The following is a 15,761-nucleotide window of genomic DNA, read 5'->3' as shown; positions in this document are numbered from 1 at the left end:
TTCAATCCTAGTTTCAGTTAGTTAGGAATATATTGAATTCTATTAAGAAGCAAGTCTAACTTCTTATTAGTAAAGACTTAAGCATTTAGCTTTGAGGTTATTTTAAACTCTTCAGAATAAAATCTAAATTAGGATTAGTATTATTGTTTTCTTCATAAGCGTCAGTAAAAAACTTAGGCTCAACTGCTAATCCTATAGCTTGTATTTTCTTTATTGTTGGAATATAGTCCATTGTGACTTTACCTGTCAGTAAAACACCAAGGTCTTTGCCTTTTTGAGCGCGCTTATAAATTTTCTTTAAACCTCTTAAATACAAATGATCTTTTGTAAAGCCGCCACCTCTATGAACACGTAATGTAATTCCGAAAGCTTTGTCTCTATTCATTTTGTGTTGACTATGTAATAAATGAAACGTATCTGAAAAACTATAGCCTTTATTTAAACTATCTACAGCAATAACTCTAAAAGCTAATTCTTTTAAACGCTCAATGGTTAAACAACCACTCATAAATTCTGAATATACAGCCAATCCTTCTTGTGTTTCAACATTATTTGGAAAACCGTTTGAAAACACTTTTAATGGTTGATCTAAACCATTAAAAGTAGTCACCATATGCACACCAATTTCGTGGTTGGTCAATACTTTAAGCTGATTTAAACTGTATTTATGACTCTTTCTTAAGACAAGTGTTTGTGTGTTATTTAACACCATTGCCGCTGCAGAAAGATTATTAGATATCTTAATATTGTAATTAAAATCATAGCGCTTAGAATAGGTGTCAAAATACGCTTTAGCTTCATCAGCATTATACATAGGAAGCATTTCCTCGTCAAACTCAGAATCGTCAAAACGTAAAATGAATTTAGCATTCTCTATATCCTTCTCCGTTGGAGTTCCGAAACTCTTAAGGCTATTAAAATAAAATTTTCTGCCTTGCCCAATAGTTTCTATGCATTCTATTAAACCAGAATACTCATAAATAATATCTTCATATAATTGCCTAATATCTTCATCTTGTATACGTTCTAAACGTTGAGAAAAAAACAAGCGATGCAGCTTATAACCATTAAAGCGCATCTTAGGATATTTAAACTGAGGTTCGTAATTATATTTAGACGAATAAAACCTCTTCTTTTCTGAAGCAATATTTAGCGGGTTAATATAATTGAGTAATTCAATATTCTTTACCAATCGATTAAGGTTGGAATCAATATCAAATAAATCTTGAAACTCTTCTGTCTTTTTTATTTGGGACATTAGTTAGTATAGGTCTTATAAAATTCGTTTGCATGATGAGGCAAAAGCACTTTTAATTGCTGTTCTACAGCTGCTACTACTTCTGGGTAATTAATCTGCTTATACTCATCGCAATACACTTTTGCAATTTCGGTTGCCAAAACTAAGGTATTCTTAAAGTTATTAGTAATATATTTTAAGAAATATCCATTTCCCTGAAACGTGTCATTGATTTTTGCAGACTGTTTGATATCATTTGGCAATTTAATTGAAGCTAAAGCTTGTCTCCAAGATTCAATCTGTGCTCCAAAACGATCATTATCTATGTTAGATGTACCCAAATTCCATGTTGGCACTTCCCTATCCCAACGTTTCCAATTGTAGCTATGCATATCGTAAACAATGCATACACCAAACTTGTCTTCGATTTTAGAAATTAAAGCATGTACTACTTTGTAGAAGTTGGTATGTTTCTGTAGACTCTTTACTTTTTCAGATTCTGGTAACGATTGCATCCAGAGTTGTTTTCCCCAAGCTGTTTCAAAGACAGCGTTTTCAGGATCTCGATTTAAATCATATTCAAATCTAGAATCACATCCTGCAATAAGAATTGGATGAGAAATTACCATGTTTTTGGTTTCTGGATCTTCTTCGTACCACCTTTCGTATTCTGTATGTGCGCAATTGTCCCAAAGGTCTTTTCTAAACTGATGACCATCATGTACAGCAGCACATGCATATGGTACATACTTATCTATTTTAAGTGTAAATGAATAATCATCTGATACAGCATAAAAGGCTTCTTCAGCATTAATTTTCGCTATAATAGAATCTATTGATAATCGTTGCATCACAAAGTTTTAAATAAACGTTCTAGTGACCTTAGCATATTTTGCTCATTAACGTTAAATTCTCCATCAGAGAAAAACAAAACCTTAATATCTGCCAATAGAATTTCAACATCATCCTTATCATAACCATGTTGACGTAAACTCAACATAATTTTCTGAATGCCCTGATAATCATTATCGCTATCAAATTCATCGTGAATTTCTTGAAAGGTTTGCATATCTACTTTAGAAATAATCACATTACGCTCATGATTATCTTCTTTAAAATCTGAATGTGCTGCGAATAATAAAATATAAGCTACGAGTTCATCCCTTGTCCAGTCAATTGTTTTCATTTTATTTTGTTAGAGTTCCATATTCAGTCCATGATCCATCATAGACAATAAGATTTTTATAGTCACAAAGTGTGGCTGCTAAAGCTAATATACAAGCCGTTATACCAGAACCACAACTAAATACAAATTTCACTTTATTATCTACTAAATTATTAAAGATTACTGTAAGTTCGGTTTTAGGTTTCATTAAATAATCATTAAATAATCTTGTATAAGGTAAGTTCGTAGAGTTCGGAATAGTTCCACGTCGCAATCCTGCTCTTGGTTCATCTACTAAACAATTAAAACGTTCTTCTGAGCGTGCATCTATAATTAAAGTTGCGTTATTATTAGAAAACTCATTGACACCCACAAAATCGGTCATGAATTCTGAATTGTATTTAGCTTCGAAATTACCATGCCGAAAAACAGCATCAGAATAAGCTTCAACTTTAAATGCGTTAAGTATCCATTGTGGCAAACCACCATTTAGAACGGCAACATTTTTAAATCTAAACGTCTTAAATAACCACCATGCTCTGGCACTAGAGTAAATACCTTTATCATCATAGACAATAATTAATGAGTCTTTATTTATTCCTAAACCTCTAGCCTCTTTCTGAAATTGCTCTGCACTTGGTAATGTGCTTGGAAATGGTGCATTAACATCACTAAACCTCTTCTTAATATCAAAGAATCTAGCTTTTGGAATTCTTTGAGAAGATGCATCTATGACCTTATTAATTGTAGCGTCTAATATTATAATGTCTGGATTCTCAATATTTTTATTGAGCCATTCCACAGAAATTAAGTTAGGCGTAAATTTCATTTTATATTAAGCTTCATCAACTGCTTTACGTAATCGCGCACGTCGATCAAAGGCTTGTAATTGGTCTATTACTTTACTTTCTAAGAAGTCAATGACTTTCTCTTCAACTTTACGTTTATTTTTATAAACTTTATTGATGTATGTAATTCCACCTGGTGACATTACATTAACCTCAACCAGTTTTCCACCAATAACATCTATACCAACAAAGTAAAGTCCATCTTTAACTAATTTTGGGCCAATTTGTTTACATAATGCTTTTTCTGCTTTTGTTAATGTATGCTTTGCTATGCTTCCACCAGCAGACACATTAGAACGATGATCATCAGAACCTGGAATACGCCTCATAGCACCAACAGGCTCGCCATTTAGCAATAGAATTCTAACATCTCCTTGATCGGCTCCTTCTATATAATCTTGTAGTATTACGTAATTAGATTTACCATCACCAGCACTAATATAAAAATCTAAAAGTGAGTTGATATTATTCATTGCAGATTTTTCAATCAAAATCACACCAGAACCTCCAAAACCATTCAATGGTTTTAAAATCATTTTGTCTGCTTTAGATTCTTTAATCTGCTGAACCAAATATTTTTTATTCTTAGATACATGCGTATTTGGGATGATATTACTATGTGCATCACCAAATGCTGCTGTATAAAGCTTATTATTAGCTTCTCGCATCCCTTGCAATGAGTTTACGATAAACACATCATCTTTTACAGAATCTAAAAAATTAAGCATTAAAGGATCTAAAGGAGGATTTGCTCTAAAGAAAATAGCATCAAAACCAGCCAAAGGCAGCATTTCTTCTCTAAGTTTTGCTTTATTATAAAACGATTTTAAAGTTGATGGTGCTTTTTCCATGCGACCAATAACATTGCAAAATGCATTGGTTACACTATCTCTAATTGTAAGATTAGCAGGTGTACACATAGCTACACCATGATTACGTTTAACACATTCTCTTATTAGAGCTAAACTGGTATCATTTTCTGGGTCAATGTCTTCCCAAGGATACATTATAAAACAAATATTCATCCTTTTATATTTTGGTTGATGATATAAAGTTAAATTGTTTTTGTGAGTCTTGAAAATTATTTTACATCATCATAATTGTCATCCCAATTTTTAGGATTTGGTTCATGCAACTTATCTTGAGACTTTGCAACTAGCATTGAAACTGTAGCATCACCAGTAACATTAATTATTGTACGACACATATCTAATGGTCTATCTACAGCAAATATTAGAGCCAGACCTGCTTCCGGAATCCCAGCATAACCTAATACACCTACGAGCATAACCATTCCTGCTCCTGGAACAGCTGCAGAACCAATAGAAGCCAAGGTTGCAGTAGCAATAATACCTAATTGGGTACCGAAAGAAAGATCCATACCAAAAGCTTGGGCAATAAAAACTGCAGCAACGGCTTGGTATAAACTAGTTCCATCCATATTAATCGTAGCACCTATTGGCAATACAAAACTTGAAACCTCTTCTTCTACACCTAAATGTTCAGTAACTCTTTCCATAGTTACTGGTAATGTTGCTGCACTACTACTTGTAGAAAACGCAAGTAATTGGGCAGGTGCAATACCATTTAAGAAAAAACTAGGTGATTTTTTAGTGAATAATTTGACTAAGAAAATATAAAATACAACCATTAATGCTAATCCTAAAACTACACATATAGCATACATACCTAAAGCTGCAAATAAATCGGCACTTGGTGCTTCTACTACCAATGCTGCCATTAAAGCGAATACTCCATAAGGTGCGGCCAGCATAATTAAGTCTACCATTTTTAGTATAACCTCATTGAGGCCATCAAAAAAGTTTTTAACTGTTCTTGACTTCTCTTCAGGAATAAGAATTAAAGCAACACCGAAAAACACAGCAAAGAAAATTACTTGTAACATATTTCTATTACTAGAGGCTGCACTTACAATATTATCAGGTACCAAATCTATTAAAGCCTGCAATGGACCTGCTTCTTCCTGATTTTTGGCAGCAAGTCGCTTAGCTTCAGCATCTCCTCCATAAGCTTCAATCAACTCATTTCTGGTATCTTCTTCAATAGAATCTCCCGGTTGAATTGTACTAACTACAAACAATCCAATGGAAACAGCTATTATCGTTGTGATTATATATGTTACAATCGTTCTCAATCCCATTTTTGAAAGACTAGAAATATCTCTTAAATCTGAAATCCCTTTAATTAAAGCTGCAAGAATTAATGGTATAGCAATTAACTTTAAAGAATTAATAAATATGGTTCCAAAAGGTTTAATCCAGTCCGCTATAAGTTGTGGGCCTGATTCAAAAGTTGTAAAACCCAATCCGAAGAGTATACCTAGAATCATTCCTATTATGATCTTCCAATGTAAGGCTAGTTTTTTCATAGTTGGTGTTATTAATATATCTTAGTTAGAAATTGGCAACAAGTTAAATATTTGTTTCTACTAAAAGAAGATATAATAGTGTTTTTTGACTTTAAAACTTTAGCTATTTTTTTAATACGCATCCATTTAATTCATTATTATAAATACCATTATCAATAGAAATTCTCCCATTAATAATACTATACTCTAAGCCTTGAGAAAGCTGAAATGCATCTTTGTAATCTGCTACATCTTTAAAAGTCTTAGGATTAAAAATAATAATGTCTGCGAAATTGCCTTTTTGCAATTTTCCTCTATTTTTAATTTTAAAAATCTTTGCTGTTTTAGACGTGCTATTATTTATAAAAGTTGCTATATCAATAACCTTATCCTCCTTCACATATTTATGATACTTTCTAGGAAATGAGCCATACTTCCTTGGATGCCCTGTATTACCATCAGAACCTGTAACAACCCATGATTGTTTCATAAAATTATGAATATCTTTTGTATTCATATTAAATGAAGCTACACGAACATAACCGCTATTCAAAGCTATATAAACTGCTTCTTCTGGTGAGGTATTTAGCAATTGAGATATTTCTAAAAGTGTTTTTCCAACAAAAGCTGAATCTTCAGATTTTACAATTAACAATTTGTCTGGTCCTCCTCTTCTCGTTATATTATTTTTTGTATCCGCAAGGATTCTTTGTTTCAAGTCTTTAGTATTATACCTTATTAAAAGAGAATCTTTACCTCCACTTTCAGCCCAACGTGGTGCAACAGCAGATTTTAATCCTGTAGCAGAAGCATCATATGGATATTGATTTGCTGTAACTTCTATACCTTCGTTTTGGGCACTTTCGATAAGCTTTAGTATAGAATCACTCTGGTGCCAAACATCAACACCTAAACATTTAATATGTGAAATATGAATTGGCAGTTTCGCTTGCCTACCAATTTCTATAGCCTCTTCTATTGCAGGAATTAAGCCTACTGTATACGAACTTTCATCTCTTAAATGTGTGTCATAAATACCATCATTTTCAGAAACGGTTTGTGCTAAAGCAATAACATCTTCTGTATTAGAATAACTTCCAGGTGCATAAAATAAACCTGTTGACATTCCAAAAGCTCCAGCATTCATTTCTTGTTGTGCCAAAGCTTTCATTTTTGCAATATCTTTTGATGTTACTTTTCTATCACTTTTACCCATAACCTGTTCGCGAATGGTGCCATGTCCAAATAATAGTAAAGCATTTGTTCCTATACCATTTGACTCATATAAGTTTTTATAATCTGAAGTAGGATAAAAACTATCACCATCATTACCAACAACAACAGTCGTTATGCCTTGAAACAAAAAGGGTAGGTTATAAGATGTTTCTTTGTCTTTTAACTCTCTATCTGCATGTGTATGAGGATCAATAAAACCTGGTGAAACAATTAAGCCTGTAGCATCAATTGTTTTTTGCGCAATGAAGTTAGTCGTTGTACCATTACCAAAATAAACAATTTTATCATCCTTTATTCCGATTGATTGGTTTGAAGCTTGTAAACTAGAACCATCATAAACAGTTCCATTTAGTATTAAAATATCTAGTTCAAGGCTTTCATTAGCGCAGGAAAAACAAAATAAAACTGGCAATACAAAAAGAAAATAGAGTTGACGCATTATCTATTGGTTAAAATTTTCATCATTTCATTTGCTGACACTTTTCCCATACGATCTATACTACCTTTTGGTGTTTTATCACCTATCTCGTATGTTATTCCAACAGCATTATGGCCGTATAAGAACCAACCTTTAGAAACAGGTTTTGTACTATTACCAGATGCTTCATTCACTTTATAATCTGGTATTTCGTGTTCTAATGCAGCAAACCAATCCTCGATAAAATTTGGTAAGGTTGTGTTTTCTCTAATCTTATTAGTATAAAAAACATCATGCCAGGTCGAATGAAAATCTAGACCAAGAATTATTCTATTATCATATTTCTTAGCTTGTTTGGTAATATACTTTACAGCTTGCTTTATTTCTGGTTGATTGTATTTAGACCAATCTCTATTAGTATCTACACCATTAGCATTATGTCTCCAATGCCCTAAATCAACACCATCAGGATTCATAATAGGAAAAGCAATAATTCTATACTTATTTAAAAACGCTTCAGATAATTTAGAATCTTCTAAAACTGTTTTTAAAAACGCTTTAAATGCAAAAAAACCGGTTACTTCTGGTGGATGTTGACGAGTTAGCAAAACTATAAGCTCTTTTCCTTGCGCACTTCCTTTATAGATGTCTAAAACTGGCAAATTTCTTCCTAACACAGAATTCCCAAATGATTCTAATCTTACATAGTCCTCTTTACCTTTCATTAGATTAGTATACCAATCCTTAACTTCCTTTGATGATTGTAATTCTTGAGCAGCAACTATAATGGGATCTGAAGTCAAACTTAATTTTACAGTTACTATACTATCCTGCTTATACATTTTAGAAGCATCTAAAACCGACCAGACATTATTTCGTTTAATTTTTGGAATATAGCGATGTTTGTACCCTTTCGGATATTTAAATTGAAAGTAATAATCTTTAGGTAATTTAGACCACGCTTTAAAAGCATAATAAGTACTATTATTAATAGGTCCGTTTTCTGGATAAATATCAATGATTGCAATACTGTCATTGAGTTGATTAAATCCATTTAATCGTGCGCAATCAAATTCATTACTTACAAAAACACCTTTATCTTCGAGACTATAGGTTGTTTTTACTTGTGGGTAAACTTTTTTAGAATCTGTATCTACATAATTCTCAAATGGAACCGTTTTTACAGATGAGCAACCTAAAAATAGGTAAGCAATGCAGATTGACAATACAACGTATTGTGAAGAAAATTTCATAGTGATTAGTTAGTTGTATTAAAGTTAATCAAAATTAATGCAACAATACACTTAGATAAGCAAACTATAATTTATAATCTGGTAGTTCTATCTAATAAAATAGAATCTGCCAAAACTAAAGCTGTCATAGCTTCAACAATAGGTACTGCTCTAGGCACAACACAAGGGTCGTGACGGCCTTTCCCTTGCATCTCAACAATATTTCCAGAACTATCTAAAGCATCTTGTTTTTGAATCACAGTCGCAACCGGCTTAAACGCTACTCTAAAATAGATGTCCATCCCATTACTTATTCCTCCTTGTACTCCACCAGATAAATTGGTTTTTGTACTTCCATCTTCATTAAATAAATCATTATGCTCACTACCTTTCATTTTTGCGCCACAAAATCCGCTTCCATATTCAAATCCTTTTACAGCATTTATAGAAAGCATCGCTTTTCCGAGTTCAGCATGTAATTTATCAAACACTGGTTCACCTAGTCCAACAGGAACGTTTTGTATCACACAGGTAATTGTTCCTCCAATGGTATCACCTTGCTTTTTAATTTCTTGAACTTTGCTTATCATCTTATCTGCCGAAGCTTCATCAGGACAGCGGATAACATTAGATTCAATTTTACTGAAGTCTAAATCTTGATAAGGTTTATCTATTAATATATCACCAACAGAAGATGTAAATGCATTTATTTTAATAGACGTAAGCATTTGCTTAGCAATGGCACCAGCAACTACACGAGAAGCCGTTTCTCTTGCTGAACTTCTACCACCACCTCTATAATCTCTAACTCCATATTTTTGATCGTAAGTATAATCTGCATGACTTGGACGATACACATCTTTTATATGCGAATAATCTTTTGATTTCTGATTGGTATTATGAATAGCAAAACCAATGGGAGTACCAGTTGTAACACCTTCAAAAATACCAGAATAGAATTCTACTGTATCAGGCTCTTTACGCTGTGTAACAATTTTTGACTGTCCTGGTTTACGACGATCTAACTCATTCTGAATAGCATCTAAATCTAGTTTTAATCCTGAAGGACAACCATCAATAATTCCACCAATTGCAACACCATGAGATTCACCAAAAGTGGTGAGTTTAAATAACTTTCCGAAGGAATTTCCTGCCATTAAAATATATTTTAGGCTAAAATAATTTTTAAATAACAAAAACAAAAATAGAATCGCAATTTTTAAAATGTTATTGTAGCGTTAACAACTTGAAACTAATGCCTTTTTTGGTAACATTTCAATAACATTTTACTCATAAAATAGTAATTATCGTTTTACAATTAATTAATAATAGATGTTGTTATTTGCAGTAATAATAGCTAGTCATGAATCTCAAACGAAAAGTTGAAATTGCTGTCATTTCTGACGTTCATCTTGGTACTTTTGGCTGCCATGCAAAACAGCTATTAACCTATCTTAATAGTATTGAGCCAAAGAAATTAATTCTTAACGGAGATATCATTGATATTTGGCAGTTTAAGAAACGGTACTTCCCAAAGTCTCATCTCAGTGTAATTAAAAAAATAATGGACTTTGCTGCCAATGGCACTGAAGTTGTTTACATCACTGGAAATCATGATGAAATGCTCCGTAAATTTACAGATACCGAAATTGGTAATATTTCAATCGTCAATAAATTGGTTTTAAACTTAGACGGAAAGAAAGCTTGGTTTTTTCATGGCGATGTATTTGATATTGCAATACAAAATGCCAAATGGTTAGCAAAACTTGGAGGCTATGGTTATGATTTATTAATACTCATTAATCGCTATGTAAATTGGTGTTTAGCAAAAATGGGTGAAGAACGTTACTCGCTATCTAAAAAGATAAAAAATAGCGTTAAAGGAGCTATTAAGTATATTAATGATTTTGAAGCAGTAGCTACTGATCTTGCTATTGAAAATGGTTACGACTATGTAGTATGTGGACATATTCACCAACCTAAAATGTTAGTTAAAGAGAATAAAAATGGTAAAACGACCTATCTAAACTCTGGTGATTGGGTTGAAAATTTTACAGCATTAGAATACCAATTTAAACGTTGGAAAATCTACAACTACAATCATGATAAATTATCACCATTTTTTGCCGATGAAGAATTGAAAAATATGGATACTAAAGATTTAATAGCAGCCATTACCATTGTAGAACAACCAAATAAAGAAAAGTTAGATTAAAGCCTCTTTAAGAATTGTAATTGGATGCTTTGCAACTCTACCTGTTCCATCTTTTATCTGATGTCTACAACTAGTTCCATTAGCCGAAATTATAGTATCCTCAGAAGCTTTTCTTACTGCAGGAAACAACGTTTGTTCGCCAATTTGCATACTTACCTCATAATGTTCTTTTTCATAGCCAAAACTTCCAGCCATACCACAACAACCACTCGGAATAATGGTAACGTTATAATTTTCGGGAAGGTTGAGTATATCAAAACTAGATTTTTGATTCGCTAATGCCTTTTGGTGACAGTGACCATGAAACTTGATTGTTTTAGATTCAGAAGAAAATTGATCAGATTTAATATTACCCAATTCAATCTCTTGTTGAATAAACTCTTCAATTAAAAACGTTTGTATAGCTAATAATTTTGCAGCATCTTTATTATCCGCTAATCTTAGATATTCATCTTTAAACGTAAGCACGGCAGAAGGCTCAATTCCTAATATATCATAACCATTATTTACTGCTTCCTTTAGATAGTCAATATTATTATCTGCAATGACTTTAGCTTCTTCTAAAAAGCCTTTAGATAAAAAACTTCTCCCGCTTTCTATATTACTGATATTAAGAACTTTATAACCCAATGACTCGAGTAAAAATGTAGCATCTAAACCAAGGTCAGATTCTAGGTAATTAGTGAATTCATCTACAAAAAGACAGACCGTTTTAATTGGTTTTTTTGTTCCATTCTCTTTAAATACTCTATCCATATAAAATATAGAATCTGAGTACGACATTGTCATTTTTGGGAAACTTCTCTTGGAATGAATACCTAATAAAATCTTTAAAAAACCAGATACAAATTTTGTTTGAAACAACGCATTATAAAAACCTGGTGCATACGAAGCCATTCTATTATATTTAGTAGAATTAGCAAAGAACTTATCCTTAAACTTAAAACCATTAGCTTTTTGGTATTGATACTGAAATTCTGCCTTTAGACTCGCTACATCAACACTACTAGGACATTCTGATGAGCAGGCTTTACAACTTAGACATAAATCGAAAACCTCTTTTAACTCTTCATGATTAAACTTATTCGTTTTATCGGAATTTGTAAGGTATTCTCTTAATGCATTTGCTCTCGCTCTAGTAGTATCCTTTTCATTTCGAGTAGCTCTATAACTAGGACACATAGTACCACCAAATTCGGGTAGTTTTCTACAATCACCAGAGCCATTACATTTTTCAGCTTCACGAAGAATTCCTTGAGAGTTTGAAAAATCTAAGAGTGTAGCAATCTCAGGCTCTTTTCTATCAATCTCATAACGTAGACTCTTATCCATAGGAAAGGCATCTACAATCTTACCAGGATTAAAAATATTATTTATATCGAAAGTAGACTTTATACGTTTTAAAACTTGATAGTTAGCATCACCAATCATAAGTGGTATAAACTCAGCTCTTACAATGCCATCACCATGTTCACCAGACATAGATCCTTTATATTTCTTAACAAGTTTAGCAACATCTGTAGTTATTTTTCTAAATAATTCTACATCAGCGGATTGTTTTATATCTAGTATTGGCCTTAAATGCAACTCACCTGCACCAGCATGCGCATAATACACAGCGTTTTGATTATATGAGGCCATTAAAGCTGTAAACTCATTAATATAGCTATCTAAATCTTCTAAGGCTACTGCTGTATCTTCTATACAAGCAACCGCTTTTTTATCACCAACCATATTACCTAATAAACCTAAACCTGCTTTTCTCAACTCTAATGCTTTAGAGATATTGTTCCCTTTTAGTATTGGAGCTGCATAACTAAGATTTAAGTCATCGACTGTCTTCAAAAAACTATTGATTTCAGTTTGAAGTTTTACAGTTGTACTTGCTTTTAACTCACACATTAAAATGGCTACAGGTTGCCCTTCAATAAATTGCCTGTTGGCTTGTTGTGTTTTATTATGTTTTGTAAGATTTAGAATGGAATCATCCATCATCTCACAGGTGTGCAGGTTATGTTGCATCAATCTCTCAACTGATGTCATACACTTGGCAACACTTTCAAAATGCAATGCAACCATAGCACTTTCTTTTGGAGGTAATAGATCTAACTGCAGTGTGATTTCGGTTGTAAATGCAAGTGTACCTTCACTTCCTGCTAAAAGCTGACACATATTAAAAGGCGTACTTGAACCTGAAAAAACGTCAGATTTCAATAATTCATCAATAGCATAACCCGTATTTCTACGGTGTATTTCTGGTTTAGGGAAATTATCCTGAATTTGCTTCTTAACTTCTTCAGGCTTTAATTCTCTATGTATAGTTCTATATATTTCGCCTTCAAGTGTTTCTAATTGTTGCTTGTTTTTAAATTCTTCAATAGATAGATTAGAGAATTCAACCTCACTTCCATCACTTAAAAGCGTCTTTAAACTAATAACCTTATCGCGAGTGACACCATATTGTATAGATGTGGTGCCTGAAGAATTATTGCCAACCATACCACCAATCATACAACGATTAGAAGTGGATGTATTAGGTCCGAAGAATAAACCGAAAGGCTTTAAATAGTTATTAAGTTCATCTCTTACAACTCCTGGTTGAACTGTTACAGTTTTTTCAGTTTCATTAACATCTAGAATTTTGGTAAAATATTTTGAGACATCCACTACTATTCCTGTTCCGACAACTTGACCTGCTAGTGAAGTTCCGGCTGTTCTAGGAATAAGTGAAGTATTATTTTTATTAGCATACTCAATTAATAGCTTAAAATCATTTATCGACTTAGGAAGCGCAACAGCTGTAGGTATCATCTTATATACAGAAGCGTCTGTAGCATAGATTTTTAGCATTAAATCATCAAAATAAAGCTCACCCTCTAGTTTAGACTTTAGTTGCTCCAATAATACGTTTTGACTCATTTAAGTAGAAAAATATGTTTATAAAACTATAAAGAAATTTAAGAACTTGTTCAAACTTTTTCAATTTGCTAAAGAATTTATCTTTTGCAACCTGCTTTTATCATTTTTTATTTACGTAACAATGCTATGCACATAAATAATGACTTCAACATGTCACAAAATCTTTAATTTTCCCTTAAATCCAAAAAATTTTAACAAGTTCTAATTATAAAAATGCTTTTGGAGTTATTTTTGTAAAGATTAATCCATTCAATAAAAAAACGTAAACATTATGAGAAAATTAGTTTTAACAACATTAGCAGTTTTTGTAGGATTTGCATTTATGAATGCACAAGAGATTGCTGACAATGCTATTGGCCTTAGATTAGGTGATAGCGATGGATTTGGTGGAGAAATATCATACCAAAGAGCTTTGGGTGATAACAATCGTTTAGAAGCTGACTTAGGTTGGCGCAGTGGAAATGGTTATGATGGCTTTAAACTTACTGGTCTTTACCAATGGGTTTGGGAATTAGATGGTGATTTTAACTGGTATGCTGGTGCTGGTGGTGGTTTTGGTTCTTATGGTTTTGATAACAATGCCATAGATGACGAAACCTTTTTCTTTGTTGCTGGTGACATTGGTATAGAATATAGTTTTGATATTCCGTTGTTACTATCCTTAGATTTTAGGCCAGAACTTGGCTTTGGCGATTTTAGGGACGATGTAGATTTTGACATTGCTATAGGCATTAGATATCAATTTTAAAATAAATAAACAATTTATAAAAACCACCTTAAATAAGGTGGTTTTTTTATGATTAATAGTTAAAGAATAAGCCATAAAATTTGTTTAATTTTGCACATCATAAATTTGAAAATTCTTATTAAATGAAAGACACAGCGTTATCTTCTACTCACGAAGCATTAGGTGCTAAAATGGTCCCTTTTGCCGGTTATAATATGCCTGTACAATACGAAGGCGTTAATGCAGAGCATGAAATCGTTAGAAATGCTGTTGGCGTTTTTGATGTCTCTCACATGGGTGAGTTTTTAATTGAAGGCCCAAATGCCTTAGACTTAATCCAAAAAGTATCGAGTAATGATGCCTCTAAATTAGATATTGGAAAGGCACAATACAGTTGTTTGCCAAATGATGATGGTGGTGTTGTAGATGATTTAATTATTTACAAAATAAAGGACGAGACATACTTGTTAGTTGTTAACGCAAGTAATATTGAAAAAGATTGGAATTGGATTTCGTCTAAGAACGATGTTGGTGCCGAGATGCGCGATTTAACTGAGGACTATTCGCTTTTAGCCATACAAGGCCCAAAGGCTGTTGAAGCTATGCAATCACTATCTAGTCATGATTTATCTGATATTAAGTTCTACAATTTTGTAGTTGGTGATTTTGCAGGTATTGAGCATGTTATTATTTCTGCAACGGGTTATACTGGTAGTGGTGGATTTGAAATCTATTGCAAAAACGATGAAGTAAAACAAGTTTGGGATAACGTACTAAAAGCTGGTGCAGATTTTGGTATTAAGCCAATTGGTTTAGCCGCAAGAGATACATTACGTTTAGAAATGGGTTACTGCTTGTACGGAAATGATATCGATGATTCTACCTCACCAATAGAAGCAGGTTTAGGTTGGGTTTGTAAGTTTAATAAAGACTTTACCAACAGTGAAGCTTTAAAGGATGAAAAAGAACGCACACCAGAACGTAAATTAGTCGCTTTTAAATTAGATGATCGTGGCATTCCTCGTCAAGGCTATGATATTGTTGATGGCAGTGGAAAAACAATCGGTAATGTCACCTCAGGTACCATGAGTCCTAGTTTAGGAGTAGGTATTGGTTTAGGATATGTACCGAAAGTGTTTTCTAAATTCGATAGCAAAATTAATATTCAGGTGCGTAAAAAAGCAATTCCGGCTACGGTTGTAAAGTTACCATTCTATAAAGGGTGAAATTTAGGATTGGAGATAGATTAATGAAGAAAGACCCTTACCATTACTACATTAAAATGACAATAATAAAATACCCTTTTTCCCTTTCTACTTCAATATAACAAGAAACCGTAACTAAGGCTATGCTATATTTTTCTATTTCATATAAAGAAAAAAATCATCATTTTATT

13 protein-coding genes are annotated in these 15,761 nt (G+C 32.7%); 3 read left to right on the top strand and 10 right to left on the bottom strand.

Features of this window, described 5'->3' with window-relative positions; genetic code table 11:
• Positions 1-97: 97 nt before the first annotated feature.
• The 9 genes from WPG_RS14865 to aroC all read right to left on the bottom strand — a co-directional run bounded on the left by WPG_RS14865 (position 98) and on the right by aroC (position 9,661).
• Complete coding sequence (locus tag WPG_RS14865) at positions 98-1,258, bottom strand: flavohemoglobin expression-modulating QEGLA motif protein (protein WP_045474112.1); 1,161 nt, start codon at positions 1,256-1,258, stop codon at positions 98-100.
• On the bottom strand, positions 1,258-2,088 hold the full coding sequence (locus WPG_RS14860) for an N-formylglutamate amidohydrolase (RefSeq protein WP_045474111.1): 831 nt from the start codon (positions 2,086-2,088) through the stop codon (positions 1,258-1,260). Before WPG_RS14860 ends, WPG_RS14865 begins: the two co-directional genes overlap by 1 nt.
• The gene (locus tag WPG_RS14855; RefSeq protein WP_045474109.1) at positions 2,088-2,423 is read right to left on the bottom strand and encodes a hypothetical protein; all 336 of its coding nucleotides are present in this window, start codon (positions 2,421-2,423) and stop codon (positions 2,088-2,090) included. The genes WPG_RS14860 and WPG_RS14855 overlap by 1 nt, the downstream gene beginning before the upstream one ends.
• Position 2,424: 1 nt before the next feature.
• Complete coding sequence (locus WPG_RS14850) at positions 2,425-3,231, bottom strand: sulfurtransferase (RefSeq protein WP_045474107.1); 807 nt, start codon at positions 3,229-3,231, stop codon at positions 2,425-2,427.
• Between the two features lie 6 nt (positions 3,232-3,237).
• Positions 3,238-4,275, bottom strand: a complete 1,038-nt coding sequence (gene gshB, locus WPG_RS14845; protein WP_084221598.1) for a glutathione synthase — start codon at positions 4,273-4,275, stop codon at positions 3,238-3,240.
• Between the two features lie 56 nt (positions 4,276-4,331).
• Positions 4,332-5,639, bottom strand: coding sequence for a dicarboxylate/amino acid:cation symporter (locus tag WPG_RS14840; protein WP_045474103.1), 1,308 nt, complete (start codon positions 5,637-5,639; stop codon positions 4,332-4,334).
• 103 nt (positions 5,640-5,742) lie between these two features.
• Positions 5,743-7,293 carry an N-acyl-D-amino-acid deacylase family protein gene (locus WPG_RS14835; protein WP_045474101.1) on the bottom strand — a complete coding sequence of 517 codons (1,551 nt, stop codon included), beginning with the start codon at positions 7,291-7,293 and terminating at the stop codon, positions 5,743-5,745.
• Complete coding sequence (locus WPG_RS14830; protein WP_045474099.1) at positions 7,293-8,525, bottom strand: M14 family metallopeptidase; 1,233 nt, start codon at positions 8,523-8,525, stop codon at positions 7,293-7,295. Before WPG_RS14830 ends, WPG_RS14835 begins: the two co-directional genes overlap by 1 nt.
• Positions 8,526-8,596: 71 nt before the next feature.
• Positions 8,597-9,661: a chorismate synthase gene (gene aroC, locus WPG_RS14825; RefSeq protein WP_045474097.1), complete on the bottom strand. Its 1,065-nt coding sequence runs from the start codon at positions 9,659-9,661 to the stop codon at positions 8,597-8,599.
• A 206-nt stretch (positions 9,662-9,867) separates the two neighbouring features.
• On the opposite strand from aroC, the gene WPG_RS14820 reads away from it, so the two are divergent.
• On the top strand, positions 9,868-10,719 hold the full coding sequence (locus tag WPG_RS14820) for a UDP-2,3-diacylglucosamine diphosphatase (RefSeq protein WP_045474095.1): 852 nt from the start codon (positions 9,868-9,870) through the stop codon (positions 10,717-10,719).
• Here the strand turns inward: WPG_RS14820 and WPG_RS14815 are convergent.
• Positions 10,711-13,638, bottom strand: a complete 2,928-nt coding sequence (locus WPG_RS14815) for an FAD-binding and (Fe-S)-binding domain-containing protein (protein ID WP_045474093.1) — start codon at positions 13,636-13,638, stop codon at positions 10,711-10,713. The genes WPG_RS14820 and WPG_RS14815 overlap by 9 nt on opposite strands.
• Before the next feature lie 271 nt (positions 13,639-13,909).
• On the opposite strand from WPG_RS14815, the gene WPG_RS14810 reads away from it, so the two are divergent.
• Together WPG_RS14810 and gcvT are read left to right on the top strand one after the other, a co-directional pair.
• Positions 13,910-14,386, top strand: coding sequence for a hypothetical protein (locus WPG_RS14810; RefSeq protein ID WP_045474091.1), 477 nt, complete (start codon positions 13,910-13,912; stop codon positions 14,384-14,386).
• A gap of 122 nt (positions 14,387-14,508) precedes the next feature.
• Positions 14,509-15,591, top strand: a complete 1,083-nt coding sequence (gene gcvT, locus WPG_RS14805) for a glycine cleavage system aminomethyltransferase GcvT (RefSeq protein WP_045474089.1) — start codon at positions 14,509-14,511, stop codon at positions 15,589-15,591.
• Positions 15,592-15,761 lie beyond the last annotated feature (170 nt).

It is taken from the genome of Winogradskyella sp. PG-2 (assembly GCF_000828715.1).
Lineage (GTDB): Bacteria > Bacteroidota > Bacteroidia > Flavobacteriales > Flavobacteriaceae > Winogradskyella.
Note: the sequence above shows the minus strand (reverse complement) of the source record. Positions and strands in the feature narration are given on the sequence as shown.

What these genes read in the sequence shown, in the direction of transcription:
- WPG_RS14840 (WP_045474103.1), bottom strand. Translation starts at nt 5,639, where the DNA reads ATGAAAAAACTAGCCTTACATTGGAAGATCATAATAGGAATGATTCTA.
- WPG_RS14820 (WP_045474095.1), top strand. Translation starts at nt 9,868, where the DNA reads ATGAATCTCAAACGAAAAGTTGAAATTGCTGTCATTTCTGACGTTCAT.
- WPG_RS14810 (WP_045474091.1), top strand. Translation starts at nt 13,910, where the DNA reads ATGAGAAAATTAGTTTTAACAACATTAGCAGTTTTTGTAGGATTTGCA.
- WPG_RS14865 (WP_045474112.1), bottom strand. Translation starts at nt 1,258, where the DNA reads ATGTCCCAAATAAAAAAGACAGAAGAGTTTCAAGATTTATTTGATATT.
- gshB (WP_084221598.1), bottom strand. Translation starts at nt 4,275, where the DNA reads ATGAATATTTGTTTTATAATGTATCCTTGGGAAGACATTGACCCAGAA.
- WPG_RS14855 (WP_045474109.1), bottom strand. Translation starts at nt 2,423, where the DNA reads ATGAAAACAATTGACTGGACAAGGGATGAACTCGTAGCTTATATTTTA.
- WPG_RS14815 (WP_045474093.1), bottom strand. Translation starts at nt 13,638, where the DNA reads ATGAGTCAAAACGTATTATTGGAGCAACTAAAGTCTAAACTAGAGGGT.
- aroC (WP_045474097.1), bottom strand. Translation starts at nt 9,661, where the DNA reads ATGGCAGGAAATTCCTTCGGAAAGTTATTTAAACTCACCACTTTTGGT.
- WPG_RS14850 (WP_045474107.1), bottom strand. Translation starts at nt 3,231, where the DNA reads ATGAAATTTACGCCTAACTTAATTTCTGTGGAATGGCTCAATAAAAAT.
- WPG_RS14830 (WP_045474099.1), bottom strand. Translation starts at nt 8,525, where the DNA reads ATGAAATTTTCTTCACAATACGTTGTATTGTCAATCTGCATTGCTTAC.
- WPG_RS14860 (WP_045474111.1), bottom strand. Translation starts at nt 2,088, where the DNA reads ATGCAACGATTATCAATAGATTCTATTATAGCGAAAATTAATGCTGAA.
- gcvT (WP_045474089.1), top strand. Translation starts at nt 14,509, where the DNA reads ATGAAAGACACAGCGTTATCTTCTACTCACGAAGCATTAGGTGCTAAA.
- WPG_RS14835 (WP_045474101.1), bottom strand. Translation starts at nt 7,293, where the DNA reads ATGCGTCAACTCTATTTTCTTTTTGTATTGCCAGTTTTATTTTGTTTT.